The sequence below is a fragment of the Lysinibacillus antri genome (assembly GCF_003977595.1).
Classification (GTDB): domain Bacteria; phylum Bacillota; class Bacilli; order Bacillales_A; family Planococcaceae; genus Ureibacillus; species Ureibacillus antri.
In genome coordinates this window covers 291,521-318,212 of sequence record NZ_RYYR01000001.1, presented here as the reverse complement: position 1 = coordinate 318,212, position 26,692 = coordinate 291,521, and the positions used below count along the sequence as shown (strand labels likewise).

Here is a 26,692-nt window from a genome sequence, read left to right as displayed (position 1 = left end):
GGCGCGCACTTAGAAATGAGTGGGCTTGTTGAAAGAGACAAGTGCGTTCCGTGGGCGAGTAAGTATGGTGGTTTCGAAAGCTCCATGCACCGTTATAGGCGGTGGAGAGGACGCCAGGTAAGAGCTAGCACCTAAGTTAGGATATTGATAGAGTGAAGGGAACGTGGAAAGCTACCCACATGGAGCGGATACACGCAATGAAATGGTAGAAAGGAAAGGAGAATATCTATAACTTTCTTTTATGGTAGTGAGAGTAGAGGCATGAGCGTTGAAGTTTCTGTAATGGAAATGGAGCGATAGCCTCAAGTCGTTTGTTTTCTGTATTTTAACTCAAACTTTCAGGGATTCTCGTATGACTAAAAAGGTCACGAGCCAAGATTGGAGCGTGATACACCATGAGCGAAAACTTCAAGAAGATTCCTAGAATGAAAAACACAAGGCTACGACATGCCGAGTATTATGGTATGACGGAAACTTTTGATGCATTATATGCCAAAAGTAAAGAAAACCAACCATTTAAAAACTTAATGCACATCATCACATCAGAGGACAATATTTTGCTTGCCTACCGTAATATTAAACGTAATAACGGGAGCGCAACAGCGGGTGTGGATGATGTAACCATTTATGATATTGAAAAGTTAAGTACGGCTAAATTTATCGCAACTGTTAAGAAACGCTTTCGACAGTATCATCCACGCCATGTAAAACGGGTGGAAATTCCGAAGCCAAACGGGAAAATGCGACCACTAGGCATTCCGTCAATGTGGGATCGCATTGCCCAACAATGTATCTTACAAGTATTAGAGCCGATATGCGAAGCGAAGTTCTATAAATATAGTTTCGGGTTTCGACCAACGAAATCTGCTGAAAATGCCATTTCAACAGCGGCCAGTCGCATCAATAATAATCGGATGCAGTACGTTGTAGATATCGATATTAAAGGCTTCTTTGATGAAGTGAAACATACAAAACTAATGCGTCAAATCTGGACAACGGGCATTCAAGACAAGCAACTACTCGTCATTTTGAGAAAAATGCTAAAAGCACCCGTTGTTCTTCCAAATGGTGATATTACGTATCCGACAAAAGGAACTCCGCAAGGAGGCATTCTCTCCCCACTACTTGCCAATATCAATCTTAATGAGTTCGATTGGTGGATTGCGAATCAATGGGAGAGTAAGAAATGTCGTTCTATCAATAACCATTATATTAAAAGTACAGGTCTTTATAGCCATCAATATCGGTACAAACAATTAAGAAAAACATCAAGCCTAAAAGAAATGTACGTTGTTCGTTACGCAGATGATTTTAAAATTTTCACAACGTCACGTGCGAACGCTAAGAAGATTTTCATAGCGAGTAAAATGTGGTTAGAAGAACGGTTAGGGTTACCTATATCGGAAGAAAAATCACAGATTACGAATTTGAAAAAGAAAAGTAGTGAATTTTTAGGATTTGATTTGAAAATGGAGAGAAAAGGCTATGACCGTGTCGGAAACAAGAAATTTGTTTGTCACTCACACATCACAGAAAAAGCACGAAAACGTATTAAAGAACAGTTAAAGAGCCAAATCAAGGTGATACAACGAGCACCGAATGGACAAGAACTGATGAAGCAACTTCAAATCTACAACAGTATGGTCATAGGCATACATAACTATTATCAAATCGCTACACAAGTCAACGCGAGCTTGATGCCAATCCAATACCAGCTAACTGTAGTAGAAAGGCATCGTTTTAAACATTTATCCTTAAAGAAACGCTCAAAGGTTCACCACATAAAAGATAAAGGCATTCAACCGTATTTAAGATCCAAAATGACAAGGTATATCAATGATTACCCTATCATTCCTATTGGTTTTATCAAAACGAGAAACGCACTCATGCCGAAAAATGGTGTATGTAAATTCACAACAGAGGGTCGGGCCCTGATCCACCAGAAACAACGTAGTGTTCCCGAATGGCAGCTTCAATGGCTAAGGGAACACCCGATTAGTAGCGACCGTGCAACCATTGAATTAAATGACAACCGTATTTCCTTGTTTGTCGCACAAAATGGGAAATGTGCTGTTATGGGTGAAGAATTAATTCTAACAGAAATGGATTGTCATCATAAAACGTTATGGCATAAAACAAAGGATGACCGTTACTCAAACTTGGTACTCCTATCAAGAGACGTACACAAATTAATTCATGTGACAACGAAAGAGACGATTCAAAAATATGTAGAAATGATAAAACCAAATGCGGAACAACGACATAAACTCAATCAATTAAGAACAATGGTTGGAAATGAAGCCATATAACAAAAGGAATAGTTGAAATTATCGTAGTTTGAGCTAAATGAAATAACAAAATGAACGATGGAACGCCGTGTGCGATGAAAGTTGCATGCACGGTGTGGAGCAGGGGAAAAGGTGGCGATGACGTCAAAGCCTTACCTATTGCTATCAAGCGGCGTGCCGTCACCGAGTCCAGAAGACATTGATGTAACGAAACGGATTCAAGAAGCAGGCTTTATTATGGGCATTGACTTGATCGACCATATTATCATCGGCGACCATCAATTTATTAGTTTAAAAGAAAAAGGATATATGTAGAAATATTATCATGTTTAATTGCTTGAATGCCTTCCTATTATTTGGGAGGATTTTTTTGAGTTTAAATAATGTCTAGCTACAAGCGCTAGCTCCTTTTGCTTTTCTCCGAGAAAACAAAAATATCTAATTGTACATTCATACGGATTTTTACCTTGATTTTGGGCAAATTATGATTAAAATGATATAACATTCGTATGACAAATATAATAATAATCTATAGAAAAAAGTGAAATATAAAAAGTTTTGACGTTATTTTCATTACATTTCTATTTCATCGAACCTATATCCATTAATTTCGTCATCAAAGTGGTGTAGTTGTTACACGAATGTAAAATCTTACATAATTATTTTATTTGTTTCGTTGCCTCAATCGAAATACAATGAAAAATGTCGAAAAAATTGAAGGTAATTAGACAAATATAGTAGAACAGAACATGTGATACTATAATTTTTCAATGTTTTCAGCTATAATAATTCTTATGATTTTAGGCACTGTGAAAGAATGGCTTAAAGAGAAAGGGAGTACAAAACTTGTTTGGATTAGGAAATAAAGATGTCGGGATTGATCTTGGCACAGCGAATACACTTGTTTTTATTAAAGGAAAAGGAATCGTCTTACGCGAACCATCAGTTGTTGCTAAAAACACAAAAACTGGTGATATCGTAGCAGTTGGGAATGACGCAAAAAATATGATTGGACGTACGCCAGGTTCGATCGTGGCAATTCGCCCGATGAAAGATGGGGTTATTGCTGACTTTGATATTACAACTGCCATGATTCAATATTATTTGAAACAAGCATTAAAAAACTCAGGATCTAATTGGAAAAAACCGAATGTTATGATTTGTGTACCATATGGCATTACATCGGTCGAGCAGCGTGCAGTTATTGATGCTTCTAGACAAGCGGGTGCAAAAGAAGCCTTTACGATTGAAGAGCCATTTGCCGCTGCTATTGGTGCAGATTTACCTGTATGGGATCCAACAGGTTCGATGGTTGTGGATATCGGTGGTGGAACAACAGAGGTCGCTGTTATTTCGTTAGGTGGTATTGTGACAAGTGAGTCGGTGCGTATCGGTGGCGATGCAATGGATCACTCCATTATTAGCTATATTCGAAAAACGTACAATTTAACAATTGGTGAGCGTACTGCCGAAAAAGTCAAAATTGAAATTGGTACTGCTCGAGTGGACGATTCCAATGAAAAATTGGAAATACGAGGGCGCGATTTATTAACGGGTTTACCAAAAACAATCGAAATTACGGCCGAAGAAATTTCAGAATCGTTACGTGAAGCAATCGCTGCTATTATTGATGGCGTAAAGAAAACGTTAGAACAAACACCTCCAGAGCTTTCTGCGGACGTAATGGAAAGAGGAATTGTTCTTACTGGCGGTGGCGCGCTATTACGTAATCTAGATAAAGTAATTAGTGATGAAACAAATATGCCTGTCTTTATTGCAGAAAATCCGCTTGATTGTGTAGCAATAGGCACAGGAAAAGCGTTAGAACATATCGATTTAGTCCGTTCACAACAGATGAAAAAATAGGGGGGAAAGAGCAATGCCACAGTTTTTTTCAAACAAGAAATTAATACTGCTACTCGTTGGTATAATTTTCCTTGTGGCATTGATTAGCTTCACATTGCGTGATCGACAAAGCGCTAGTCTTCCCGAACAATTTATTAAAGACACAGTTGGCTTTGCACAGTCTCTTGTTGCGAAGCCAGCAAATTACATAACAGGAATTTTCGATGATATTAATTCTTTATTAAATACGTACGAAGAAAATAAACGTTTAAAAATGCGTTTGGAAGATTTTGCTATACTTCAAGCAGAAGTTAATACATTGCAATCTGAAAATAAATCGTTAAAAGAGCTAGTAGGAAAAGAAGATAGTTTAAAAGACTTTAATCCTTTAAAGGCAACCGTTATTGCACGCAACCCGGATCAATGGGAAGAAAAGGTCATTTTGGATAAGGGTTCGTCTCATGGTGTTGAATTAAATATGGCTGTTATGACGGCGAATGGCCTTATTGGTAAAATCAGTTTGGTTACACCCTTTACTGCTGAAGTGGAACTCCTTCAAACAAATAATCCAAATTTCCGTGTTTCTGCAATGGTACAAGGAGAAAATAAGGATATTTTTGGTTTGTTAGAAGGATATGATGTAGAACGTAATGAATTAATACTTAAACGTATCGATTCAAGTTTGGATGTTAAAGTTGGAGAACAGGTTGTTTCTTCAGGATTAGGTGGGATTTTCCCTAAAGGCATCTTAATTGGAGAAGTAACAGAAGTAACAACGGATGATTTTGGCTTAACAAAAATGGCTTATGTAAAACCTGCAGCAGACTTTTCTATGCTGGAGGATGTTATTATTGCTAAAAGAAATGTTGTATCCATCGATGGGGCTGATGGGAATGGAACAGATGAGGATTTAACAAATGAACCAATAGAGAATACTGATGAAGGTGAACAATAGATGATACGTTTTTTAATTCCCTTTGTTGCAGTTATTTTATTTCTTTTGGAGCCGGAATTTGCACTATTTTCTCCAATTGAGTGGGGAGAAGAGATATTCATATTAGTTCCACGCTTTGTTATTCTTTATTTGATTTTTATTTCTATTTATTATAGTCGTAAGCGTGCATGTCTGTATGGTTTGTTTTTTGGACTCTTGTATGATGTCTTTTACATTGATATTATTGGATTATATTCCTTTTTATATCCACTTGTATGCTTCGTTGCAGGATCTTCCGTTAGGTTCATTCATCAGCATTTAAGCGTCACAACAATATTATCTTTGGTTTTAGTAGCACTTATGGAATTCGTTTTATATTATTTTTTCTCATTTACAAATTTAACGGCGATTCCTTTAGCAGGATTTTTAAGTAATCGTTTACTTCCAACAATTATTGCAAATTTATTGTTTTTAATTATGCTTGGGTGGGCTTTTAAATACTTGATTAATGCGCGTGTATTACAGCATGCCCGAGATATATCTTAAATCTTTAAGCGTGAGGTGTCGCTTTTAATGAAAAAGCAGCTTGTCCATATTAAAGGGACAAAAGAAGGGTTAGTACTTCGGCTAGATGATCAGTGCGCCTACGCAGAGTTAGTAGAGGAACTTGAACGAAAAGTTTCGGAAGGTAGTATTGATGGGACAGTGGATGTACAACTCCATTTAGGAAATCGTTATATTTCAAAGGATCAACAGCAACAACTTGTTGACATTGTACAATACACAGGTAGCATGCATGTTGCCAAAATGCATAGTGATGTCATCACAATTGAAGAAAGTAGAGAAAAACTATTAACGAGTCAAAGTGAAACATTTGTTGGTATTGTCCGCTCTGGTCAAGTGTTAGAATCTTCTGGTGATATTATTGTTATTGGAGATGTAAATCCCAATGGTAAAATAGAAGCAGTTGGTAATATTTTTGTATTAGGTAATTTAAAAGGAATCGTACATGCAGGAATAGAAGGAAATCGTGATGCTGTTATTGTGGCTTCGCATTTTGAACCTACCCATGTTTTAATTGCTGATCAAATTGAAGTTATGTCAAATGAAAGCCCATTCGTAAAAAATCATGTAGAGCAATTATTCGCATATCTGAATACGGATGGCATAATTTCATATGAACGGTTACAAGAAGTAAGAAAGATTCGACCATTATTAAGTACAGTTAAAGGAGGAAGCTAATGTGGGTGAAGCAATTGTAATAACTTCAGGTAAAGGCGGGGTAGGTAAAACAACAACAACCGCCAATCTGGGAACTGCATTGGCTCTTCAAGGGAAGAAAGTATGTTTAGTAGATACAGATATTGGCTTACGAAACTTAGACTTAGTACTAGGATTAGATAATCGTATAATCTATGATTTAGTCGATGTAATAGAAGGCCGCTGTAAAGTACATCAAGCGCTTGTTCGGGACAAGCGTGTAGAAGAAAAACTATTTTTATTACCGGCTGCTCAAACAACGGACAAAAACGCTGTAACGCCAGAGCAAATGAAGAGTTTAATTGATGAATTAAAACGAGAATATGATTATGTATTAATTGATTGCCCCGCAGGAATCGAACAAGGATATAAAAATGCAGTAGCTGGTGCAGATCGCGCTATTGTTGTAACAACTCCGGAAATTTCAGCTATACGAGATGCAGATCGCATTATCGGTTTACTTGAAAAAGAGGATATTGAACCACCTAAACTAATCATTAATCGCATTCGTAAAGAATTAATGAATAATGATGAAACAATGGATATTAATCAAATTACTTTACATTTATCGATTGATTTGCTCGGTATAATTATTGATAATGAGGAAGTAATTACGTCTTCTAATAAAGGTGAACCAATTGTCATGAATCCAAATAATAAAGCATCTTTAGGTTACCGTAACATTGCGCGGAGAATTTTAGGAGAATCGGTTCCTCTTATGACGATTGAAGGCGAACAAAAAGGCATGTTCAAAAAACTGATTTCTATTTTCTCAAAATAATATTTTCAAAGTAAAGGTTATTGATACATCGATTTCAATAGCCTTTTTATTTTTCTTAAAATAACTTAGAACATTTGCCGTTATTACACTTGTGCTAAATATCGATTCTTTAATTAACTCTTTTTACGCCAAAGAAAATTGAGTTTTTCTAAATCTCATTGAATCGTATTTTCATATTTTTCATATACTATGAAAAATGAGAATGGATGAGGTAGTGAACAAAAAATGGAAATGGATTGCGGCCTTTGTTCTTTGTGCACTTGTATTAACTGGCACTCAGTTGCAAGAGCGTGAACAAATAAATATTGATGTAAAGAAAGTTGTGTACAGTTCAGAAGATTTATCGATGATGCGGAACTTGCTACGAAATGTATTTGGGGATGAACAAGGAACAAAAATAACTGTTTCATCGGAGACTGTGAACCAAGAGCTATTATCCTTTGTGGCAATTAAGCCCTATGACAGTGGATATTTATTAACTTTTGAAAAAACAATTCCTATTCTAGCGATTGAAAATGGTCTTGTCGTATATACTGGGCATTCAAAAACAACAGGAAAAACAATTTCGGTTTTTTATGAAGATGATACAACCGTAACTTATGGCAATGTAGATTCCTTCTCGTTGTTACCGTATACATCAATTGAAAGAGGCAGCACGATTGCAAACAAAGAACCAGGTGATTTATATATAAAAATCGAAATGGATGGGAAGGATTTGAATCTTGAACAAACACTACAATGGATGAAAGAGCATACGCAATCATGATGCGGATGACCATTCATCCATTATTTTTGCCGATTTTGTTTAGTATGGTGTTGTATGGGAATGTTTCGTATTATGCACTTATTCTATCGTCTTTAATTATTCATGAATTCGGTCATATCCTTGCAGCTTATTTTTGTAAAGTAAAGGTAGAGCGATGTGTCATTATGCCTTATGGGGGAGAAATTCAGCTTAAAGGAGGAATTGCTCTATCACCAAAGAAGCAATTAATCATCGCTCTCGGTGGACCAATTGCTACACTGTGTTGTTTTTTGGTCATTCCATTTTTAGATCCATTGTTAGCAGAACCATTAATTAAAATTCAATTGGTTTTATTAGCGGTTAATATGATTCCAGTTTGGCCACTAGATGGCGGAAGAATTGTATTATCCTTTATTTTAATGTTTTATCCGAAAGCAAGGCTCTTTGAAATGTACTTATCAGTTTCACTTCTACTTACTATTTTAACAATCATAATCACGTTTATTATGTTGCCGAAAACGCTATTTTTATTAGTATTAAGCATTTTTATATTTATAAAATTAGTAAGTGAATGGCGCTATCGGAAATATCGATTAGCATTTGAAAAATATGTGATGAATCGGTTGACTTAGAATTTCTAAGATGCTATTATTGTAATGTTGTTTGTAGCACCCGTGCTACAACCGCTCTGGGAAGGTTTAAGTATCGAAAGATCACCTTTCATAACAGGCGAGTCTGAGACTTAGAGGAGGTGCAAGTAAATGTACGCAATTATCGAAACTGGTGGAAAACAAATCAAAGTAGAAGCTGGACAAGAAATCTACGTTGAAAAACTAGGTGTTGAAGCTGACGAAGTAGTAACTTTTGATAAAGTTTTATTCGTAGGTGGCGAAACAGTTAAAGTAGGTGCTCCTACTGTTGATGGTGCTACTGTAACAGCGAAAGTTGTTAAAGAAGGTCGCGCTAAAAAAATCACTGTATTCAAATACAAAGCGAAGAAAAACTACCGTCGTAAACAAGGTCATCGTCAACCATACACTAAATTAGTTGTTGAATCAATCAACGCTTAATCGAGGTGAAACAGATGATTACTGTTACGATTCATCACGATGAAAATAGACATGTGTCTGCATTTGAATTTTCAGGACATGCTGAATACGATCAAACAGGGAAAGATTTAGTTTGTGCTGGTGCATCGACAATTGCCATTGGTACTGTTAATGCAATTTATGCACTTTTACAAATCGAACCGAAGATTGACCAAGCAACTGAAGGTGGAGGCTATTTACGAGTAGATCTTCCTACTGATTTAAATGCTGATATTGACTCAAAATTACAATTAATTGTCCAAGTTATGACTGCTCAAGTTTACTCGATGGTTCAAAACTATGGACAGTATATCCAAATCAACTACAACCAAGTAAAGTAGGAGGTGGAATGAAATGAAATTGTTATTATCTTTAGACCTTCAATTTTTCGCTTCGAAAAAAGGGGTAGGTTCTACAAAGAACGGACGTGACTCTGAATCAAAACGTTTAGGTGCTAAACGTGCTGATGGTCAATTCGTAACTGGTGGTTCAATTCTTTACCGTCAACGCGGTACAAAAATTTACCCAGGTACAAACGTAGGTCGTGGTGGAGATGACACACTTTTCGCTAAAGTTGACGGCGTAGTTAAATTCGAACGTATGGGCCGTGACAAGAAAAAAGTAAGTGTTTATCCAGTTGCTCAAGAAGCATAATCGATGAACATAAAAAAGGACTGCTAGTCAGCAGTCCTTTTTTGTTGGTGAAGAACGTATAAAATTTTCGGAGCTAAGCGAGCGCCTTTCGCTTTTCTATGGATAATTGAAATTTTCTCAAAGTATTCGAGGCAGAAAAAAATAGGGAAAATTGTTATACTTATTCTGTTAATAGCAATTTTGACTAGATTTGGTTGGAGGTTCAATATGAAAATTCCTACACTTTCGAATAGTGATGTTATAAGATTTGCTAATCATGATTTTATGAATCATCTGCAGTTAATAAAAATGAATTTAGAATTAGGAAAGGTAGACGAAGCGAAAAATATTATCAATGAAGTTTCGACTGCTTGCAAAACCTTTTCTAATATAAATAAATTAAAATTACCAAAAACCGTAGAATGGCTACAAACTTTGCAATGGCGATTTCCAGCACTTGAATTGACATTAAAAAGTAATGTAGTAGTTCCTGTTGATATGAAAAAAGATGAGCAAATTGTAGAATACTTAGAAAAGACAGTTATTCATGTATATGATCATTTAGATCCTTTTACTGAACAACAGTTAGTCATTGAGATTGATTCAATAGAAAGTAGCTTTAAATTAACTTTTGATTTAAAGGGAAATTGGGATGCAACACAATTTACGCGTCAAGAGTTAGCAAATGTAAAAATTCAAACATATGAACAAACTAATCAAGTATGGAAATATGTATTGAGCTTAGAAGATTAGAAAGAGTAGGACTCATTCGATCTGATAAGATGTTTTTCTAAGAACAGGAGTGAAAGTATGAGTATGTTTGTCGATCACGTTAAAGTTTATGTTAAGGGTGGCGACGGTGGAGATGGAATGGTTGCTTTTCGCCGTGAAAAATACGTACCCAATGGTGGTCCAGCAGGTGGCGATGGTGGTCATGGCGGGAATATCGTTTTTGAAGTAGAAGAAGGATTACGAACGCTAATGGATTTCCGTTATAAGCGTAATTTCAAGGCAGATCGTGGCGAGCACGGGATGAGTAAAGGCATGCACGGAAGAAATGCTGGCGATACAGTTGTAAAAGTACCACCTGGAACGGTCGTAATAAATGAAGAAACGAAGGCTGTAATTGCAGACTTAGTTGAACATGGACAAACAGCCGTTATTGCACAAGGTGGACGCGGTGGACGAGGGAATTCTCGTTTTGCAACACCAGCAAACCCTGCTCCAGAACTTGCAGAAAAAGGGGAGCCAGGACAAGAATTAAATGTTATATTAGAATTAAAAGTACTTGCAGATGTTGGATTAGTTGGATATCCAAGTGTAGGGAAATCAACCCTTTTATCAGTAGTTTCAGCAGCAAAGCCAAAAATTGGCGCATATCATTTTACAACAATCGTACCGAATTTAGGAATGGTTGAAACGGAAGATGGAAGAAGTTTTGCAATGGCCGATTTACCAGGTTTAATTGAGGGAGCGCATCAAGGGGTAGGTTTAGGTATGCAATTCCTTCGTCATATCGAACGTACAAGAGTAATCGTCCATGTAGTCGATATGTCAGGAATGGAAGGCCGCGATCCATACGAGGACTTTGTAAAGATTAATGAAGAGCTTAAGCAATATAATTTACGATTAACGGAACGTCCTCAAATTGTTGTAGCAAACAAAATGGACATGCCAGATGCTGAAGAGAACTTAGAAGAGTTCAAGAAAAAAGTAGGGGATGCAGTGAAAGTATTCCCGGTATCAGCAGTATCACGTCAAGGGTTAAAACCAGTATTATTTGAAATCGCGGACTTATTAGAAGTGACACCACATTTCGAACTGCATGAAGTGATTGAAGAAGAAAGTGATGCAACCGTTCTTTATAAGCATGAGAAAAAAGGTGAAGACTTCGACATTACACGGGATGATGATGGAGCATTTGTATTATCGGGGTACTCGATTGAACGTCTATTTAAAATGACAGACTTTAGCCGTGAAGATGGGATTCGTCGATTTGCAAGACAATTACGTGCAATGGGTGTAGATGATGCATTACGTGAGCGTGGCGCAACGGATGGTGACATTGTCCGATTAATGGAATTTGAATTTGAATTTATTGAGTAATTTTTAAGGGATTTGTGGGGGGAAAGTATGAAAAACGTTGCGAATCAAAGATATTATTTAGTACGTGAAGATGTGCTAACAGATGCGATGCAAAAAACTTTACAAGCAAAACATCTTTTGCAAAGTGGAGCAGTATCATCCATATGGGATGCGGTCAAGGAAGTGGATTTGTCACGGAGCGCATTTTATAAATATCGAGATGCCGTTTTTCCTTTCCACTCCATCGTTCGAGAAAGAATATTAACCATCTTTATTCAATTGCAAGATGAAAAGGGTGCATTAGCAAGACTATTAGAAGTGGTGACCATTTCACATTGTAATGTGTTGACCATTCACCAAACGATTCCAATTCAAGGTCGTGCCAATGTAACATTGTCATTAGATGTTACAAGTATGACAATCGAGTTGGATCAATTAATTCAACAATTAAAGAAACTAGAATTTGTAGAGTCTGCAGAAGTGATTAGTTCTGGGGCTTTATAAAAACATTTAGAGAGCATGTAATATTGCTCTCTCTTTTTCAACTAAAACATTTTGAAAAATTAAAAAACTAGGGGGCATAAAACGTGAAACATCAAGATTGGGAGAAACGGGTTGCCTATTTAGGGCCAGAAGCATCTTTTACATATTTAGCAACAAAAGGGATATTCCCAAATGAATGGCTAATGCCGTATACGACGATTCCGGAATGTATTGAGGCGGTATCTGAAGGCAAGGTTGACTATGCCGTTGTTCCAGTTGAAAATGCATTAGAAGGAACAGTCCCTCTAACAATTGATTATTTATACCATGAAGCAAACTTATATGTTGTAGGTGAAGTATTATCTAAAATCCAACAGCACTTAATGGTACATAAAGCACAAGTAGCTAATTGGCAAAAAATTGAAGGTGTTTATTCTCATTCCCATGCATTAGCACAGTGTCATAAATATTTATTTTATCGTTTTAGCTCTGTTCCATTACATCAATCTTCATCCACAGCAGCGGCGGCAAAATTTGTTGCGGATCACCCAGACAAATGTATTGCGGCAATTGGTAATAGTAGTTCTGCTCAAAAATATGATTTAGAAATCGTTGAGCCAAATATCCATGATTTTCATTTCAATCATACTCGCTTCTTTGTATTATCAAAAGAAAATTCGCGATTGCCAATGGAACAATCAGAGGGTAAGGCGAAAACAACATTCATGTTAACACTCCCAACGAACGTTTCTGGAGCATTACACCAAGTATTATCTGTATTTGCATGGCGTCGAATTGACCTAAGTAAAATTGAATCACGACCTTTAAAAACAGGCTTAGGAGATTATTTCTTTATCATTGATATATTAGCAGACGAAAATGAATTAATGGTAAAAGGAGCAAAAGAAGAATTAGAAGCACTTGGTTGCACAGTAAAATCACTTGGAACATATTATACATATTTAACACCTGAATGAGGTGCGGATTCCTATGAAAATCGTTCTTTTTGATGGGGAATGTAACTTTTGTAATCAGAGCGTACAATTTATTATGAAGCGAGATCAATTAAAACAGTTTAAATTTGCCTCTTTGCAAAGTGACGCAGGAAAAAGATTATTAGAAGCATATAACATACCAAAGACGATCGATAGTGTGTTATTCATTGATCAAGAACAGGCTTATGTTAAATCAGCTGCTGCTTTAAAGATTGCGCTTCATTTGAACGGTTTTTGGAAACTGTTGTATGTCTTTATTATTGTGCCAGCACCACTTGGAAATATTGTATACAACTTTGTAGCAAAAAATCGACATCACCTCATAAAGAATAATCAATGTAAAATTCCAACAAAACAAGAAGTCGATCGTTTTCTTTAAAGAAGGAAGCAATACATGCGGGAAATTCAGTAAACTATAAATAGCGCAGCCTACTATTGTAAGCTGCGTAATAAATCCATTAACCTTCAACCAAATATCCCTTTTCTCGGAGCATTTTTTCTGCTAAATCTAATCGCTCCTCTGTTGGGGCGGAAATGACGTGTAAATGGGTTCCGTTTGTTAAAGCAGATAAGTAGCTGGCTTGTGTCTCTTGAACACGTGTAAGAAAATTTTCCACATCTTTGCGGTTAGATAACATCATCGAAGCCGTAATTTCACCATAAACGGGATGTTCGACAATGACATTTTTTAAAGTAACACCACAATCTACAATAGTTAACATTTCATCCTCAGCTTGATTTGCTGTATGTATGCAAACAATTTTCCGTTCAAAATACATGACATTCTCATCTTTATTAATATAGATGTAACCTTGGCTAGTTGCCAAAATCGGTTCATTACGAGCTTTTAATAAGTTCATATCATTGACAATTACTTGTCGAGAAACATTGGAATGTTTAGCAAGGTCCGTGCCAGTTATAGGGCCATTTGCATTTTTCAACAATGTTAATAATTCATTTCGCCGATCCTCACCTAATAATTTTTTCATGCAAACACCTCTTTGCTATTAAATTTCATGTATATACATAACTCCCTCATTCATAGTTTATCACGAAGGAACTAAATCCAAGAATTTTTTTGTGTCCTTTTCAATTGATTCACATATTATAAAACGAGAAAAGGAGGATGTTTCTTGCGAATTCATATTGTTCAAAAAGGTGAGACACTTTGGAGGATTGCGAAACAATATGGGATTGGTCTAGATGAGTTAAAAGCGTTAAATGCTCATTTAGCGAACCCAGATTATATTGTCCCTGGAATGGAAATTATTTTACCTGATACAGCAATGCCTACGAAATCGACAATGACTAAGGAGCAACTAACTGCACCAATGTCTTCGAAGGAAATGCAAACAATGCCTAAGGAAAAATTGACAGAAGAAATGCCGATGCCAATGTCAATGCCAATGCCAACTAAAGAACAAATGACAGCACCAATAAAAGAAGAGATGACGGCACCAATGCCAATGCCGATAAAAGAAGAAATGACAAAACCTATAAAAGAAGAAATGACAGCACCAATGCCAATGCCACAACCAATGCCACAATTTGATATGACACCACAGTTCCATTTGGATTTTGCACCACAAATGCATTTCCAACAACCACAGCCACAAATGCAACCACAACCTATGCCGATGCCAATGCCTCAGCCTCAGCCGATCTTTATTGAAATGCCACAAATTCAAATGCCACAACCGCAAGTACAAGTACAACCTGTTATGGAAAAAGAAAAAGAGGTTGAGTATGTGCCAGTTCCTCAACCACAAATCGTTTATGTTCCTTATATGCAACCTGTTTATCACCCAATGCCATGTGAATGTTTTGAGCCACATCATTACCATCACCAATCACCATGTGGATGCCATGAAAAACAACACCATCACCACCAATCGCCATGTGGATGCCATGAAAAACACCATCACCACCAATCGCCATGTGGATGCCATGAGCAACACCATCACCACCAATCACCATGTGGGTGCCATGAGCAACAACAATACCATCACCAGTTACCAGTTGGATATCATGAGCAATATCCACAAGTGAATCCTTGTGGTTGTCAGGGAAGTATGTCACCAGAAATGATGCCTTATGGGTTACCATATTTCGAACCAAATTACGATGTTTCGCATGTTGCGGGTCAGGAACAATATATGGAGCAATCGGAGCAACAAAGTTTACCAGATTGGCTTTTAGATTCTTCTGAAATGGAAAGTATGTCGGATAAAGTTGAATATGATATGAATGCTCATAACCAATATGATTATGATGACAATGATGCAAAATCGGCTGATATGTATCACGAGATGTTGGATCTAGATAGTCGTTCTTTACCACAAACTCAAAGCTATTACGGACATAATGATAGTCCACACCAAATGATGCCTCCTATGTCACAACATGGAATGCCATATCAAAATATGCCATATTCTATGAATCCAATGACACACCAAAATCAAATGCAACCTATGAACCCGATGATGCCACAACAACAAATGATGTACCCAGCAGACTTTCAAAGCTATCCTTATATGAACCCGTATTCACCACATTACACACCTTGGAAGTATTGAAATGCAAATAAAAAATAATATATGGAAGCATGAAACATCAAAAGGAACATTATTTATTAAAAAATACGATAATTATTCAGTGTACGAAAAAGTAAAATTCATTCACCAACAACTTGAATCCATTAAGTTTCCATATGTGATCCCATTAAAAAAGAGTAATGAGCCAGACTTACTTGTTCAAGTTTGGCAAAGTAATAGCTTGAGTGCAGACTTCTCGAATGAACTTCAGCGAAAGCAAGCTTTAACGATTTTAAATGCGTTACACGATACGAGTCATTTAATTGATTGGAAAAATAGTTATCGTGTTCCTAGACAACATTTATATCATAAATGGAACGCACGACTGGAACGTTTTCTTTTACATGAAAAAGAATTAGTGCCCTATTTGAATGAGGCTTTCTTTGATATTGTTCTCTATGCCAGTAGAGTATTGAAACAAATGCGAAAGCGAAGACAAAAAATTAGTGGTAAGCTTACTTTGCTTCATGGTGATGTCGTGCATCATAACTTTTTAATTTGTGAAGATAAAAGTATGAAACTAATTGATTTTGATTTAGCCGTTGTTGGAGATTCCGCAGAAGAAATGTTATTATGGATGCATCGAGCGCTTCCGACGATGGACTATAATATAAAAAAGCTTTTTTCTGAAAGTCCATTTTTATATGAGCTTTGTAAACAAAAGCTATATTATTTGCAATACCCGAATGAGCTGTTAAGGGAATGGCTATACGTTTTACAATTAGGTGATTATGAGCGTGAAGTGTTCTTAGACTATTTAATGCCATTTACAGAAAACGCATTAAGGCATTGGCCTCGATTAGTTGCAGAAACTGAAAAATTACAATCATCGTGATCTATGATATTATTAGAAGAATAGAAGATAAATGCTGACCGTCTAAAATTGGGCGGTCTTTCTTTTGGTTTATTAATAAAATAAAGCCTTTTCAGTAACGTTTATGTAAGAAGTACTTATATATAATTTTGTATATAGTTTCCGGAGTGTGCGGGCTATGCACACAAGCCGCAAAACCACGTTATACGTGTCTTTACGACTTGTCTTTGGGGCCAACACGATGTTGGTCATGGTGACAATGCCACACGATGTGGCGTTTTTGTCACCGGCTTTGTGAAAGGCCCACTCACAGTTAGGTTGTATATCTTATGCTTCTAATAAAATAAGCGGCTTACAGTGGTAGGCCGCTTATTTTATAAATATTTTACTCATTAAAAGTGTAGAAAATATAATTTACTTCTTCATTATCAAGTAATACTGATTGAAGGTTTTTGTTTCTTCTCTTTAAGCAAGATAATAATTATGCGTTTTTAAAATTCGATGTAGCTATACTACGGGCTCGTGAGGTCAATATGCTATAATTTTAAAAGTGATTGTGAGGGATTTCGATGTATGATTATATAAAAGGACAAATTACGAGAGTTACACCAGAATATGTCGTGTTAGACCAGCTTGGAATAGGGTGGCAAATTTTTACGCCAAATCCGTTTGCGTTTCGCATTAAAGAGGATACGCAACAGATATTTGTACATATGCATGTTCGAGAAGATGCACATATGATTTATGGATTTAAGTCACTCGATGAACGAGAATTGTTTAGAAAACTCATTCAAGTGTCAGGGATTGGTCCTAAAGGGGCTTTAGCGATTTTAGCAAGTGGCAATCCGAATCAAGTCATTCAAGCGATTGAAATAGAAGATGAAGCTTTCTTAGTGAAGTTTCCTGGTGTAGGAAAAAAAACTGCACGCCAAATGATTCTCGATTTAAAAGGAAAACTTGGTGCATTGCTTGAACAGGTAGAATTACCAAGTGCGGAAGATGAATTGCCGTTATTCGGGGTAAATCCAAATAAACAGGAGTTAGAAGAGGCCATGTTAGCATTAGTGGCACTAGGTTATTCAGATAAGGAATTAGCAAAAATTAAGCCTAAACTAGATGAAAATGACCAACTTACTTCAACGGAAAGTTATATGAAGCAAGCATTGCAATTGTTATTAAAAACGAAATAAGGAGGGAGAACAATGTCGGATCGAATTATTTCAAGTGAGGCAAACGAGTTTGATGAACAATACGAACTATCCCTTCGCCCTCAAAAACTATCACAATATATCGGTCAACAAAAAGTAAAAGATAACTTAAGTGTGTTTATCGAAGCTGCGAAAAAACGGCAAGAAAGCCTTGATCATGTGTTACTATATGGCCCACCAGGACTAGGGAAAACGACTCTAGCAGCAGTGATTGCCAATGAATTGGATGTCAACATTCGTTTAACAAGTGGACCGGCTATTGAACGACCAGGAGACTTAGCAGCCATTTTAAGCTCGCTTCAGCCTGGAGATGTCCTATTTATCGATGAGATTCATCGGTTACCACGAGCAATTGAGGAAGTGTTATATCCTGCAATGGAAGACTTCTGCCTTGATATTGTCGTAGGAAAGGGACCTGAAGCAAGAACAATACGTCTAGATTTACCTCCGTTTACATTAGTTGGGGCTACGACAAGAGCTGGTTCTTTATCTGCGCCTTTACGAGATCGTTTTGGCGTATTGCTGCGTTTAGATTATTACGATGAAGAATCCTTAGTAGAGATTGTATTACGCAGCAGTCTCGTATTTGAGGTGAATATTGATCGATTGGCAGCGAGGGAAATTGCCAGACGCTCTCGTGGGACACCTCGTATATCAAACCGATTATTAAAACGCGTTCGCGATTATGCACAAGTAATTGGGGATGGATCGATCACTTTATCACTAGCAAATCAGGCGCTTGAATTGTTGCAAGTGGATCCACAAGGCCTTGATCATATCGATCATAAACTGATGGTCAGTATGATTGAAGGGTTCAGAGGTGGCCCAGTTGGACTCGATACATTAGCTGCGTCAATCGGGGAAGAACGAATCACGATTGAAGATGTCTATGAACCTTATTTAATGCAAATCGGCTTCATTCAACGCACACCAAGAGGACGTGTTGCGACGAAATTAGCATATGAACATTTTGGTTATACTTATCCAGAACAAACTTAAAAAAGGATGTAACATAAATGAAAGTAGAAGATTTTGATTTCCACCTACCAGAAGAGTTAATTGCTCAAACACCACTAGAAGATCGTACGGCAAGTCGATTAATGATTGTGGACAAAAAAACGGGGGAAGTGGAACATAGTTATTTTAAACAGATTGTAGAAGAGCTACACGAAGGAGACTGCCTTGTTTTAAATGATACGCGTGTCATGCCTGCAAGACTTTTTGGTACAAAGGAAGAGACAGGTGCCAATATTGAGGTGCTATTATTAAAACAAGGTGAAAATGATGAATGGGAAACCCTTGTTAAGCCCGCGAAGCGTGTAAAAGTAGGGACAGAGATTTCCTTTGGAGAAGGCTTACTAAAGGCAACATGTATTAATGAATTAGAACATGGTGGTCGCGTATTTAAGTTTCATTATGATGGTATTTTTTATGAAATTTTGGATAAATTAGGAGAAATGCCGTTGCCACCATATATCCACGAAACATTGGATGACCGAGAACGCTATCAAACAGTTTACTCGAAGGAAATTGGGTCTGCCGCTGCACCAACTGCAGGATTACACTTCACCAATGAAATTTTAGAACAAATTCAACAAAAAGGTGTAAAAATTGCCTTTGTTACACTTCATGTAGGCCTTGGTACTTTCCGTCCTGTAAGTGTTGATTCCATAGAAAATCATGATATGCATTCAGAATTTTATAGTGTATCGGAAGAAACAGCGAAAGTGATTAACGAAACAAAAGCGAACGGTGGAAAAGTAATTGCCGTTGGTACGACATCAACGCGTACACTAGAGACAATCGCTCAAAAATATGATGGAGAAATACGCGCGGAACAAGGATGGACAAGCATTTTTATTTATCCTGGCTTTGAATATAAAGCAATCGATGGATTAATTACGAACTTCCATTTACCAAAATCAACATTAGTCATGCTTGTTAGTGCGCTTACGACTAGAGAAATTATCCTAAATGCGTATAATAAGGCAGTAGAAGAAAAATATCGTTTCTTTAGTTTTGGAGATGCGATGTTTATTCGACCAATCCGCTAACAAGAAGCACTTTTTAAATAAGAGAGGAACAATTTTGAAATGACAAAACCAGCAGTAACTTATGAATTCATCAAAACATGTAAACAAACAGGAGCAAGACTAGGAATCGTTCATACTCCCCACGGCTCTTTTGAAACACCTGCTTTTATGCCCGTTGGAACACAAGCTACGGTGAAGACAATGTCACCTGAAGAATTGAAGGAAATGAATGCAGGAATTATTTTATCGAACACATACCACTTATGGCTTCGACCAGGTAACGATATTGTGAAGGAAGCTGGAGGTCTGCATAAATTTATGAATTGGGATCGCCCAATTTTAACGGATTCTGGTGGATTCCAAGTATTTTCATTAAGCGATTTTCGTAAAATTGAAGAAGAAGGCGTCCATTTCCGTAATCATTTAAATGGAGACAAGCTTTTCTTAAGCCCTGAAAAAGCGATGGAAATTCAAAATGATTTAGGCTCAGATATTATGATGGCTTTTGATGAATGTCCACCTTTCCCAGCTACATATGACTATATGTTAGCTTCTGTTGACCGTACAACACGTTGGGCAAAACGTTGTAAAGAAGCACATGCACGTCCTGAAGATCAAGCGCTATTTGGTATCGTTCAAGGTGGAGAATTTGAAGAACTGCGAAAACGTTCTGCTGAAGCCCTTGTAGAGCTAGATTTCCCTGGTTATGCAGTAGGTGGATTATCTGTAGGTGAACCAAAGGAAATTATGAATCGTGTACTTGAATTTACAACACCTTTATTACCTGAAAACAAACCTCGTTATTTGATGGGGGTAGGCTCGCCTGATTCACTCATTGATGGAGCTATTCGCGGAATCGATATGTTTGATTGTGTATTACCAACTCGAATTGCACGTAATGGTACATTAATGACATCAGAAGGTCGTTTAGTTGTGAAAAACGCAAAATATGCACGCGATTTCGGTCCAATTGATCCAAATTGTGATTGTTACACTTGTAAAAATTATTCACGTGCTTATGTTCGTCATTTAATTCGTACAGAAGAAACATTCGGTATTCGTCTAACAAGTTATCATAATTTACATTTCCTATTAAACTTAATGGAACAAGTTCGACAAGCGATTCGTGAAGATCGACTAGGTGATTTCCGTGAAGAGTTCTTTGAGAAATATGGCTTTAATAAACCGGATGCGAAAAACTTCTAACTTAAAGTTTGTGACAAATTGTTACGAAAAAAAGAAGATAACTACTAATATATAATAAAAATCTGATTATTTTTATAAAAACTAACGTTTGAAATCGCTTTTTTCTAAGGGTTTATACTATACTTAAAAAGTGAGATTTAGAAAGGGGGATATAGATACATGGATACTTTAACAGGCTTATTACCTATCCTAATTATGTTCGTTGCAATGTGGTTTATTTTAATCCGACCAGCGCAAAAAAGACAAAAAGCAACTGCGCAAATGCAAAGTGGTTTAAAAAAGGGAGATCGTGTTGTAACGATTGGTGGACTTCACGGAGAAGTGGATGCAATTGAAGATGCAACAGTAACGATTATTGTTGAAGGTAATACGCGTATGAAATTTGAGCGCCAAGCAATTGGTCGTGTTATTACTGAATAAGACAAATCAAAAGCTTACTCATTTGGACAAGTTCCGAATAAGTAAGCTTTTTTAATTTTTGCTTTCGAAGCTGGACGAACGCCTTTCTGCTTTTCGGGGTATAGTCCTTTTTTGTTGTGAGTACAATGGATGTGAAAGGATGTGCGCTATGGAAGTTTATTTGGAAATTCTTTTAAGAACGATATTTTTATATATCTTTATTTTAATTGTATTTCGTTTAATGGGAAAAAGAGAAGTTGGCGAATTAAGTATCATGGACTTAGTTATCTTTGTTTTAATTGCAGAATGTGTTGCCTTTGCATTAGAAGATGTGGATACACCTTTGTTTCAAAATGTTTTTCCAATTATCATTTTATTTATTATTCAATATTTAAATTCCCTTATTACACTTAAAAATAAGAAGGTACGAGATTTAATTGATGGGGATCCTTCCATCATGGTTCGTGATGGCGTCATCCAACAAGAAGAAATGCGAAAGCAACGATATAATTTAGACGACTTATTCCAACAGATGCGTGAAGAAAGAATCCCCTCCGTTTCTAAAATTGCGTATGCCTTTTTAGAGCCTTCGGGGAAATTATCAATTTTTTTAAAAGATGATGATCCATTAATTTTACCGTTAATTGTAGATGGTTTTATTGTTGAAAGACATTTAACGTTAATCCAGAAAGATAAAGAATGGCTTATCCAAAGCTTGAAAAACAAAGGGTACAACAATTTGGAGGAAATTTTCTTTTGCTGCTATGAAAATTACGATATTCAAGTCCAATTACGATCGTCTAGTAAAAATGGATCGTAAAAATTTAAAATCACTCCATTTTAATTGGTTTGTTAAAAGTAAAAGGATTGTCAATAATAGGACCGTCATCCCACTGTTTGTCCAAAAATCAAAGGACAACTTTGGTAAAATAAATGTTTGTGCAACACAAGTTATAATAAAAATACCGTATGGAATGGCAAAAAATCTAAAACCAGCAGCAATCATTTTATGACTACGCAGTGTGGCGATGTGTAAAAATGATGTGATTAACACACCAAAGCCGATTGCGATGATTGCACCAAACTCTTGAATAAATGGTTGAGATGCCAGGACAAACATGACAAATAATTTTCCAAGTCCACCATAAATCGAATTCATCATAGCAGGGCGTGCCTCATCGACTGCTTGCAAAATCGAATGTAGAGGGCTTTGGATATAGTAAAAGTAAAAAATGGGAGCTAATACACGCATAAATCCACGGTTTTCCTCTAAATGGAACAATTTCATCGCTAACTCATCGCCGTGTAAGAAAAAATAAGTTGCAGCATAACAACCAACAATAGACGATAAGCGTAATGAAATACCAATACGTTCATTTAATAATTGATGATTGCTTCTTGCAACAGCATCACTAACAGCTGGAATTAACACAATTGCTAGGGCGTTTGGTATAAAAGAAGGAAATAACAACAACGGAATATGTACGCCAGAAATAACTCCGTATAAAGTTGTTGCCCCTGCTGCCGTCACACCTGCAACGGTTAAAGCTTTTAAAAATACAATCGGCTCTAAAAACCAAGTAAAGGTACCGAACAATCGACTGCCCGCTGAAGGGACTGCAATTCGTAAAAGTGGCATAGCAGGGTAAGGTTTTGTGCTTTCAGATTGTTTCGGTCTTTTTTTCTTTATTGTGTAATGGATATATAAGTAAATAAATGAGAATAGTTCACCCGCAGCTGTAATGGCCATTGCATAGGCAGCAGTTGAAGTGGGGTTTTCTGGTGTTACAAATAGCGGCAATAAAGTTGTAATTAATGCAATTCGGACCAATTGTTCGAGCATTTGTGACCAGGCAGTAGCTGAAATAACGGCAATCCCTTGTAAATATCCTCGAATTAAACCTGAAAAAACAACGATTGGAACGGCACCTAATGCGATATATAAGGTTAACTTAGTTGCTTCATTATGTAATAGTGTGCCTGCCAAAAATGGAATAAAGAAATACAGAATTGGTGCAAAGAGAATAATCGAAATGATTGACCATCTCGTTGCAGTTTGCATAACGGATTTTAATTGACCATCTCGTTTTTTTGCATGAAGCTCGGCCACAATTTTAGCAAGGGCAATTGGAATGCCGAGTTGTAGGAGGGAAATAAAAAAAACAAAAGCTGGGTAGGAGGTCATGTAAATCCCTACAGCTTCTTCTCCTGCAACACGCATAAATTGCATCCTATATATAAAGCCAAAAAGCTTCGATAAGAAGATGACAAACGTTAGAAAAATTGTTCCTTTAATAAACGACGATCCCATTCATTCAATCCCTTCTCATAAAAAGAAATATCAGCTACAATATTTGTATGCAAAGGGGACGAGACTTAAAACTATTGGATGGGGTGAATGTTATGATTCAATACGACAAGCTTTTCAATAAAGTTTTACCAGTTCTAGAAAGTAAATTAGAGGAAATTCAGTATTACGAGTATGACCAAATTACTGTGGAGGACATTTGGAATTTTTGTATTCAAAAAAAATGGCGAAAGAAGAAAATGGAGGAGATTCATTTATATGAAATTGTTTCGACCATTTATTCAATAAAAGCATCCGAAATTGTTAGTCATTTCCAAATACAACAATTCCAATCTGATAATTGGTTTGGCGAATTGAATCAAGACGAATTAAACGAACTTCTTAAGCCCAGATCCACTCAAAATTGAGAATTATTTTATAGGGATTCAGTTTGACAGGTTAGCCTTTGTGACTCATAATTAGTATGCTACATATAAATTGTTGATTTGTATAAGTTTTTGTCAAATCATGAAAGAGTTACAACAACATATTTTCGGTAAGAAACGTTTCAGGCGTTTTTGTGTGTACGCAGATTGTGTAGACACAAGTTTGAGGAGGATTTTTAAAATGAAGCTAAAAAGCCGTATTTTTACTTTTGCACTCATCGTCATCGTGTTATTTGCGGCAATGGGTACAACGGTACAAGGAGTTTTAAAAGACGTAAAACTAGGGCTTGATTTACAAGGTGGGTTTGAGGTTCTTTACGAGGTAGCACCACTTAAAGAAGGACAAAAAATTACACAGGATGTTATGACGGATACAACGACGGCACTTTCAAACCGAATTAATCAGTTTGGCGTTAGTGAACCGAGTATTCAGGTTGAAGGGGAAAATCGAATTCGCGTTCAACTTGCAGGGATTGATGACCAATCATCTGCACGTGAGTTGTTATCAAGTACGGCTAATTTAACATTCCGAGATGTGAACGACAATGTATTGTTAGATGGAATGGATTTAAAAGAGGGTGGGGCTGCTGCTTCATTTGATCAACAAAACCAACCGATCGTAACACTTACATTAAAGGATGCATCTAAATTTGCTGATGTTACACAAAAGATTTTACAAATGCCACCAGGTCAAAATCTATTAGTTGTTTGGATGGATTTTGAAGAAGGTGTAGATTCTTACGCAGCAGAAGCACAAAAACCAGATCCGAAGTTTGTTTCTGCCGCTTCTGTTAACCAAGTATTAAATACGACAGAGGTTATGATTAGCGGTAGCTTTACGGTTCAAGAAACAAAAGAATTTGCAAGTGTTTTAAATGCTGGTGCACTTCCAGTTAAATTAACTGAAATTTATTCTACCTCTGTAGGTGCTCAATTCGGTGAACAAGCATTAAAAAGTACTGTATTTGCTAGTATTGTCGGTGTACTTGTAATCTTTATCTTTATGTTATTCTATTACCGATTACCAGGGTTTATTTCAATTATTACATTATCTGTATTTACGTTTTTAGTATTACTAGTTTTCAATGGAATCAATGCAGTACTAACATTACCAGGTATTGCCGCACTTGTACTTGGGATTGGGATGGCCGTCGATGCGAACATTTTAACGGCTGAACGGATTAGAGAAGAGCTACGTACAGGTAAACCGATTAAAGAAGCGTATCATCTTGGTTCGAAACAATCACTATCTGCTATCATTGATGCACAGTTAACGACATTACTTGCAGCAGTAGTTCTGTTCTACTTTGGGACAAGCTCAGTTAAAGGGTTTGCCACAACATTAATGATTTCAATTGTATTAAGTTTCGTAACAGCTGTTTGGTTATCACGTATATTACTGGGATTACTTATTAAGAGTGGTTACTTTGAGAGTCCAACATTGTACGGGGTTAGAAAATCTAAAATTCATGATGCTTCTGAAGGTTTAGAATCATTAGATTTATCAACAAACTTTGACCGTTTTGACTTTGTTCATAACCGTAAGAAGTTTTATTCCTTCTCAATCGTAATTTTATTAGTGGGAGCAATCATCTTAGGTATTTTTAAATTGAATCTAGGGATCGACTTCTCAAGTGGTTCTCGTGTAGAAATTTTAGCCGATCAACAAATTACTCAAGAAGAAATCACAGAATATATTGATTCGATTGGATTCCCATCGGAAAATGTGGTCATTACGGGTGAGGAACAAAATACGGCTGTAATTCGCTATAAAGATGACTTAGCTCAAAAAGAAATTTTAGATTTTAAAGCGGCAGTTTTGAAAGATTATGGTCATGAGCCTAGCGTAAGTACGGTTTCAGACACAGTTGGTAAAGAGCTTGTTAAAAATGCGATCAAAGCACTTTCAATTGCTGCATTAGGAATTATTATTTATGTGGCGTTCCGATTTGAATGGCGCATGGGTGTTGGGGCAATTGCATCCTTAGTACATGACGTATTCTTCATGGTAGCGCTATTTAGTCTATTCCGTTTAGAAGTCGATATCACATTTATCGCAGCTATTTTAACGATAGTTGGTTATTCAATTAACGATACAATTGTTACCTTTGACCGTATCCGAGAAAATGTGGATCGCAAAGGACGAATTTCAACAAAAGAAGAATTGGCTGAGATTGTAAATAAATCATTACGCCAAACAATGGGTCGTTCAATTAACACAGTGCTAACGGTTATTATAGTAGTTGTTGCATTGTTAATCTTTGGCGCACCAGCTATTCGTAACTTCTCGATTGCATTACTAATTGGTTTAATTACAGGTATGTATTCATCTATCTGTATCGCCGCTCAAATTTGGTATACTTTAAAGGTTCGTGAAATGGGTAAAAAAGGTACAGCAGTAGAGAAAAAAGAGAAAAAACAATGGGGTTCAGACGAGCCGCTTGTGTAATATTGCCAAATGAATAAGACAAAGTGTAAATTGCTACACTTTGTCTTTTTTTCATGTAATGCGCAATTAATCTATTTTTATCCCGCATTAACGGGCAGTAAAGACTTCCACCTCAAGAC

28 protein-coding genes, 1 pseudogene and 1 other annotated feature are annotated in these 26,692 nt (G+C 36.7%); of the genes and pseudogenes, 27 read left to right on the top strand and 2 right to left on the bottom strand.

The window, feature by feature from the left end; translation table 11 throughout:
* Positions 1 to 395: 395 nt before the first annotated feature.
* From ltrA to EK386_RS01555, 17 genes and pseudogenes are all read left to right on the top strand, one after another.
* Complete coding sequence (ltrA, locus tag EK386_RS01635; protein WP_126657259.1) at positions 396 to 2,309, top strand: group II intron reverse transcriptase/maturase; 1,914 nt, start codon at positions 396 to 398, stop codon at positions 2,307 to 2,309.
* Between the two features lie 147 nt (positions 2,310 to 2,456).
* A pseudogene (locus EK386_RS01630) lies at positions 2,457 to 2,603 on the top strand (JAB domain-containing protein); the annotation flags it as partial.
* A 531-nt stretch (positions 2,604 to 3,134) separates the two neighbouring features.
* Positions 3,135 to 4,154 carry a rod shape-determining protein gene (locus EK386_RS01625; protein WP_126657257.1) on the top strand — a complete coding sequence of 340 codons (1,020 nt, stop codon included), beginning with the start codon at positions 3,135 to 3,137 and terminating at the stop codon, positions 4,152 to 4,154.
* Between the two features lie 13 nt (positions 4,155 to 4,167).
* Complete coding sequence (mreC, locus tag EK386_RS01620) at positions 4,168 to 5,088, top strand: rod shape-determining protein MreC (RefSeq protein WP_126657256.1); 921 nt, start codon at positions 4,168 to 4,170, stop codon at positions 5,086 to 5,088.
* Positions 5,089 to 5,613 carry a rod shape-determining protein MreD gene (gene mreD / locus EK386_RS01615; RefSeq protein WP_126657255.1) on the top strand — a complete coding sequence of 175 codons (525 nt, stop codon included), beginning with the start codon at positions 5,089 to 5,091 and terminating at the stop codon, positions 5,611 to 5,613.
* A 27-nt stretch (positions 5,614 to 5,640) separates the two neighbouring features.
* Entirely contained in the window at positions 5,641 to 6,309 is a 669-nt protein-coding gene (locus tag EK386_RS01610; protein ID WP_126657254.1) for a septum site-determining protein MinC, read from the top strand.
* Between the two features lies 1 nt (position 6,310).
* Positions 6,311 to 7,108 (top strand): septum site-determining protein MinD, encoded by a 798-nt coding sequence (gene minD, locus EK386_RS01605; protein ID WP_126657253.1) that lies wholly within the window; start codon positions 6,311 to 6,313, stop codon positions 7,106 to 7,108.
* Between the two features lie 214 nt (positions 7,109 to 7,322).
* Complete coding sequence (locus EK386_RS01600) at positions 7,323 to 7,874, top strand: M23 family metallopeptidase (RefSeq protein WP_158674356.1); 552 nt, start codon at positions 7,323 to 7,325, stop codon at positions 7,872 to 7,874.
* Positions 7,847 to 8,485 (top strand): site-2 protease family protein, encoded by a 639-nt coding sequence (locus EK386_RS20410; RefSeq protein WP_246027551.1) that lies wholly within the window; start codon positions 7,847 to 7,849, stop codon positions 8,483 to 8,485. Before EK386_RS01600 ends, EK386_RS20410 begins: the two co-directional genes overlap by 28 nt.
* A gap of 39 nt (positions 8,486 to 8,524) precedes the next feature.
* Positions 8,525 to 8,600: a sequence feature (ribosomal protein L21 leader region), on the top strand.
* A gap of 14 nt (positions 8,601 to 8,614) precedes the next feature.
* A complete protein-coding gene (rplU, locus tag EK386_RS01590; protein ID WP_126657251.1) occupies positions 8,615 to 8,923 on the top strand; it encodes a 50S ribosomal protein L21 in 309 nt (102 codons plus the stop codon).
* A gap of 14 nt (positions 8,924 to 8,937) precedes the next feature.
* Complete coding sequence (locus EK386_RS01585; RefSeq protein WP_126657250.1) at positions 8,938 to 9,282, top strand: ribosomal-processing cysteine protease Prp; 345 nt, start codon at positions 8,938 to 8,940, stop codon at positions 9,280 to 9,282.
* A 13-nt stretch (positions 9,283 to 9,295) separates the two neighbouring features.
* Positions 9,296 to 9,595 (top strand): 50S ribosomal protein L27, encoded by a 300-nt coding sequence (gene rpmA / locus EK386_RS01580; RefSeq protein ID WP_126657249.1) that lies wholly within the window; start codon positions 9,296 to 9,298, stop codon positions 9,593 to 9,595.
* Positions 9,596 to 9,802: 207 nt separating this feature from the next.
* Positions 9,803 to 10,327 carry a Spo0B domain-containing protein gene (locus EK386_RS01575; RefSeq protein WP_126657248.1) on the top strand — a complete coding sequence of 175 codons (525 nt, stop codon included), beginning with the start codon at positions 9,803 to 9,805 and terminating at the stop codon, positions 10,325 to 10,327.
* A gap of 63 nt (positions 10,328 to 10,390) precedes the next feature.
* On the top strand, positions 10,391 to 11,680 hold the full coding sequence (gene obgE, locus EK386_RS01570) for a GTPase ObgE (RefSeq protein ID WP_126657277.1): 1,290 nt from the start codon (positions 10,391 to 10,393) through the stop codon (positions 11,678 to 11,680).
* A gap of 27 nt (positions 11,681 to 11,707) precedes the next feature.
* Entirely contained in the window at positions 11,708 to 12,163 is a 456-nt protein-coding gene (gene thrR / locus EK386_RS01565) for a transcriptional regulator ThrR (protein WP_126657247.1), read from the top strand.
* Between the two features lie 83 nt (positions 12,164 to 12,246).
* Positions 12,247 to 13,119 carry a prephenate dehydratase gene (gene pheA, locus EK386_RS01560; RefSeq protein WP_126657246.1) on the top strand — a complete coding sequence of 291 codons (873 nt, stop codon included), beginning with the start codon at positions 12,247 to 12,249 and terminating at the stop codon, positions 13,117 to 13,119.
* A gap of 13 nt (positions 13,120 to 13,132) precedes the next feature.
* Positions 13,133 to 13,516, top strand: a complete 384-nt coding sequence (locus tag EK386_RS01555; protein ID WP_126657245.1) for a thiol-disulfide oxidoreductase DCC family protein — start codon at positions 13,133 to 13,135, stop codon at positions 13,514 to 13,516.
* Between the two features lie 79 nt (positions 13,517 to 13,595).
* Here EK386_RS01555 and EK386_RS01550 read toward each other — a convergent pair whose 3' ends face one another.
* Positions 13,596 to 14,126, bottom strand: a complete 531-nt coding sequence (locus EK386_RS01550; RefSeq protein WP_126657244.1) for a transcription repressor NadR — start codon at positions 14,124 to 14,126, stop codon at positions 13,596 to 13,598.
* A gap of 144 nt (positions 14,127 to 14,270) precedes the next feature.
* Between EK386_RS01550 and EK386_RS20370 the strand changes: the two genes are divergently transcribed.
* The 8 genes from EK386_RS20370 to EK386_RS01510 all read left to right on the top strand — a co-directional run bounded on the left by EK386_RS20370 (position 14,271) and on the right by EK386_RS01510 (position 22,211).
* Positions 14,271 to 15,713 carry a LysM peptidoglycan-binding domain-containing protein gene (locus EK386_RS20370; protein ID WP_218939059.1) on the top strand — a complete coding sequence of 481 codons (1,443 nt, stop codon included), beginning with the start codon at positions 14,271 to 14,273 and terminating at the stop codon, positions 15,711 to 15,713.
* A 1-nt stretch (position 15,714) separates the two neighbouring features.
* Positions 15,715 to 16,566 (top strand): phosphotransferase, encoded by an 852-nt coding sequence (locus EK386_RS01540; protein ID WP_126657243.1) that lies wholly within the window; start codon positions 15,715 to 15,717, stop codon positions 16,564 to 16,566.
* A 548-nt stretch (positions 16,567 to 17,114) separates the two neighbouring features.
* Positions 17,115 to 17,735, top strand: coding sequence for a Holliday junction branch migration protein RuvA (gene ruvA, locus EK386_RS01535; RefSeq protein WP_126657242.1), 621 nt, complete (start codon positions 17,115 to 17,117; stop codon positions 17,733 to 17,735).
* A 12-nt stretch (positions 17,736 to 17,747) separates the two neighbouring features.
* Positions 17,748 to 18,752, top strand: a complete 1,005-nt coding sequence (gene ruvB / locus EK386_RS01530) for a Holliday junction branch migration DNA helicase RuvB (protein ID WP_126657241.1) — start codon at positions 17,748 to 17,750, stop codon at positions 18,750 to 18,752.
* Positions 18,753 to 18,769: 17 nt separating this feature from the next.
* Entirely contained in the window at positions 18,770 to 19,807 is a 1,038-nt protein-coding gene (queA, locus tag EK386_RS01525; RefSeq protein WP_126657240.1) for a tRNA preQ1(34) S-adenosylmethionine ribosyltransferase-isomerase QueA, read from the top strand.
* 39 nt (positions 19,808 to 19,846) lie between these two features.
* Positions 19,847 to 20,992, top strand: a complete 1,146-nt coding sequence (gene tgt / locus EK386_RS01520; RefSeq protein ID WP_126657239.1) for a tRNA guanosine(34) transglycosylase Tgt — start codon at positions 19,847 to 19,849, stop codon at positions 20,990 to 20,992.
* 159 nt (positions 20,993 to 21,151) lie between these two features.
* On the top strand, positions 21,152 to 21,412 hold the full coding sequence (gene yajC, locus EK386_RS01515; protein ID WP_126657238.1) for a preprotein translocase subunit YajC: 261 nt from the start codon (positions 21,152 to 21,154) through the stop codon (positions 21,410 to 21,412).
* A 148-nt stretch (positions 21,413 to 21,560) separates the two neighbouring features.
* Positions 21,561 to 22,211 carry a DUF421 domain-containing protein gene (locus EK386_RS01510; RefSeq protein WP_126657237.1) on the top strand — a complete coding sequence of 217 codons (651 nt, stop codon included), beginning with the start codon at positions 21,561 to 21,563 and terminating at the stop codon, positions 22,209 to 22,211.
* Here the strand turns inward: EK386_RS01510 and EK386_RS01505 are convergent.
* Complete coding sequence (locus EK386_RS01505; protein WP_126657236.1) at positions 22,182 to 23,702, bottom strand: putative polysaccharide biosynthesis protein; 1,521 nt, start codon at positions 23,700 to 23,702, stop codon at positions 22,182 to 22,184. The two genes, EK386_RS01510 and EK386_RS01505, sit on opposite strands and share 30 nt — an antisense overlap.
* Before the next feature lie 92 nt (positions 23,703 to 23,794).
* Between EK386_RS01505 and EK386_RS01500 the strand changes: the two genes are divergently transcribed.
* Together EK386_RS01500 and secDF are read left to right on the top strand one after the other, a co-directional pair.
* Positions 23,795 to 24,106 carry a post-transcriptional regulator gene (locus EK386_RS01500; protein ID WP_126657235.1) on the top strand — a complete coding sequence of 104 codons (312 nt, stop codon included), beginning with the start codon at positions 23,795 to 23,797 and terminating at the stop codon, positions 24,104 to 24,106.
* Positions 24,107 to 24,305: 199 nt separating this feature from the next.
* Complete coding sequence (gene secDF, locus EK386_RS01495; RefSeq protein WP_126657234.1) at positions 24,306 to 26,573, top strand: protein translocase subunit SecDF; 2,268 nt, start codon at positions 24,306 to 24,308, stop codon at positions 26,571 to 26,573.
* The last annotated feature ends 119 nt before the right edge of the window (positions 26,574 to 26,692 follow it).

Excerpts from the sequence above, each read along its gene's own strand:
- ltrA (WP_126657259.1), top strand. The coding sequence starts at position 396 with ATGAGCGAAAACTTCAAGAAGATTCCTAGAATGAAAAACACAAGGCTA.
- mreC (WP_126657256.1), top strand. The coding sequence starts at position 4,168 with ATGCCACAGTTTTTTTCAAACAAGAAATTAATACTGCTACTCGTTGGT.
- mreD (WP_126657255.1), top strand. The coding sequence starts at position 5,089 with ATGATACGTTTTTTAATTCCCTTTGTTGCAGTTATTTTATTTCTTTTG.
- EK386_RS01610 (WP_126657254.1), top strand. The coding sequence starts at position 5,641 with ATGAAAAAGCAGCTTGTCCATATTAAAGGGACAAAAGAAGGGTTAGTA.
- EK386_RS20410 (WP_246027551.1), top strand. The coding sequence starts at position 7,847 with ATGGATGAAAGAGCATACGCAATCATGATGCGGATGACCATTCATCCA.
- rplU (WP_126657251.1), top strand. The coding sequence starts at position 8,615 with ATGTACGCAATTATCGAAACTGGTGGAAAACAAATCAAAGTAGAAGCT.
- EK386_RS01585 (WP_126657250.1), top strand. The coding sequence starts at position 8,938 with ATGATTACTGTTACGATTCATCACGATGAAAATAGACATGTGTCTGCA.
- rpmA (WP_126657249.1), top strand. The coding sequence starts at position 9,296 with ATGAAATTGTTATTATCTTTAGACCTTCAATTTTTCGCTTCGAAAAAA.
- EK386_RS01575 (WP_126657248.1), top strand. The coding sequence starts at position 9,803 with ATGAAAATTCCTACACTTTCGAATAGTGATGTTATAAGATTTGCTAAT.
- obgE (WP_126657277.1), top strand. The coding sequence starts at position 10,391 with ATGTTTGTCGATCACGTTAAAGTTTATGTTAAGGGTGGCGACGGTGGA.
- thrR (WP_126657247.1), top strand. The coding sequence starts at position 11,708 with ATGAAAAACGTTGCGAATCAAAGATATTATTTAGTACGTGAAGATGTG.
- EK386_RS01555 (WP_126657245.1), top strand. The coding sequence starts at position 13,133 with ATGAAAATCGTTCTTTTTGATGGGGAATGTAACTTTTGTAATCAGAGC.
- EK386_RS01550 (WP_126657244.1), bottom strand. The coding sequence starts at position 14,126 with ATGAAAAAATTATTAGGTGAGGATCGGCGAAATGAATTATTAACATTG.
- EK386_RS01540 (WP_126657243.1), top strand. The coding sequence starts at position 15,715 with ATGCAAATAAAAAATAATATATGGAAGCATGAAACATCAAAAGGAACA.
- ruvA (WP_126657242.1), top strand. The coding sequence starts at position 17,115 with ATGTATGATTATATAAAAGGACAAATTACGAGAGTTACACCAGAATAT.
- ruvB (WP_126657241.1), top strand. The coding sequence starts at position 17,748 with ATGTCGGATCGAATTATTTCAAGTGAGGCAAACGAGTTTGATGAACAA.
- queA (WP_126657240.1), top strand. The coding sequence starts at position 18,770 with ATGAAAGTAGAAGATTTTGATTTCCACCTACCAGAAGAGTTAATTGCT.
- tgt (WP_126657239.1), top strand. The coding sequence starts at position 19,847 with ATGACAAAACCAGCAGTAACTTATGAATTCATCAAAACATGTAAACAA.
- yajC (WP_126657238.1), top strand. The coding sequence starts at position 21,152 with ATGGATACTTTAACAGGCTTATTACCTATCCTAATTATGTTCGTTGCA.
- EK386_RS01510 (WP_126657237.1), top strand. The coding sequence starts at position 21,561 with ATGGAAGTTTATTTGGAAATTCTTTTAAGAACGATATTTTTATATATC.
- EK386_RS01505 (WP_126657236.1), bottom strand. The coding sequence starts at position 23,702 with ATGGGATCGTCGTTTATTAAAGGAACAATTTTTCTAACGTTTGTCATC.
- EK386_RS01500 (WP_126657235.1), top strand. The coding sequence starts at position 23,795 with ATGATTCAATACGACAAGCTTTTCAATAAAGTTTTACCAGTTCTAGAA.
- secDF (WP_126657234.1), top strand. The coding sequence starts at position 24,306 with ATGAAGCTAAAAAGCCGTATTTTTACTTTTGCACTCATCGTCATCGTG.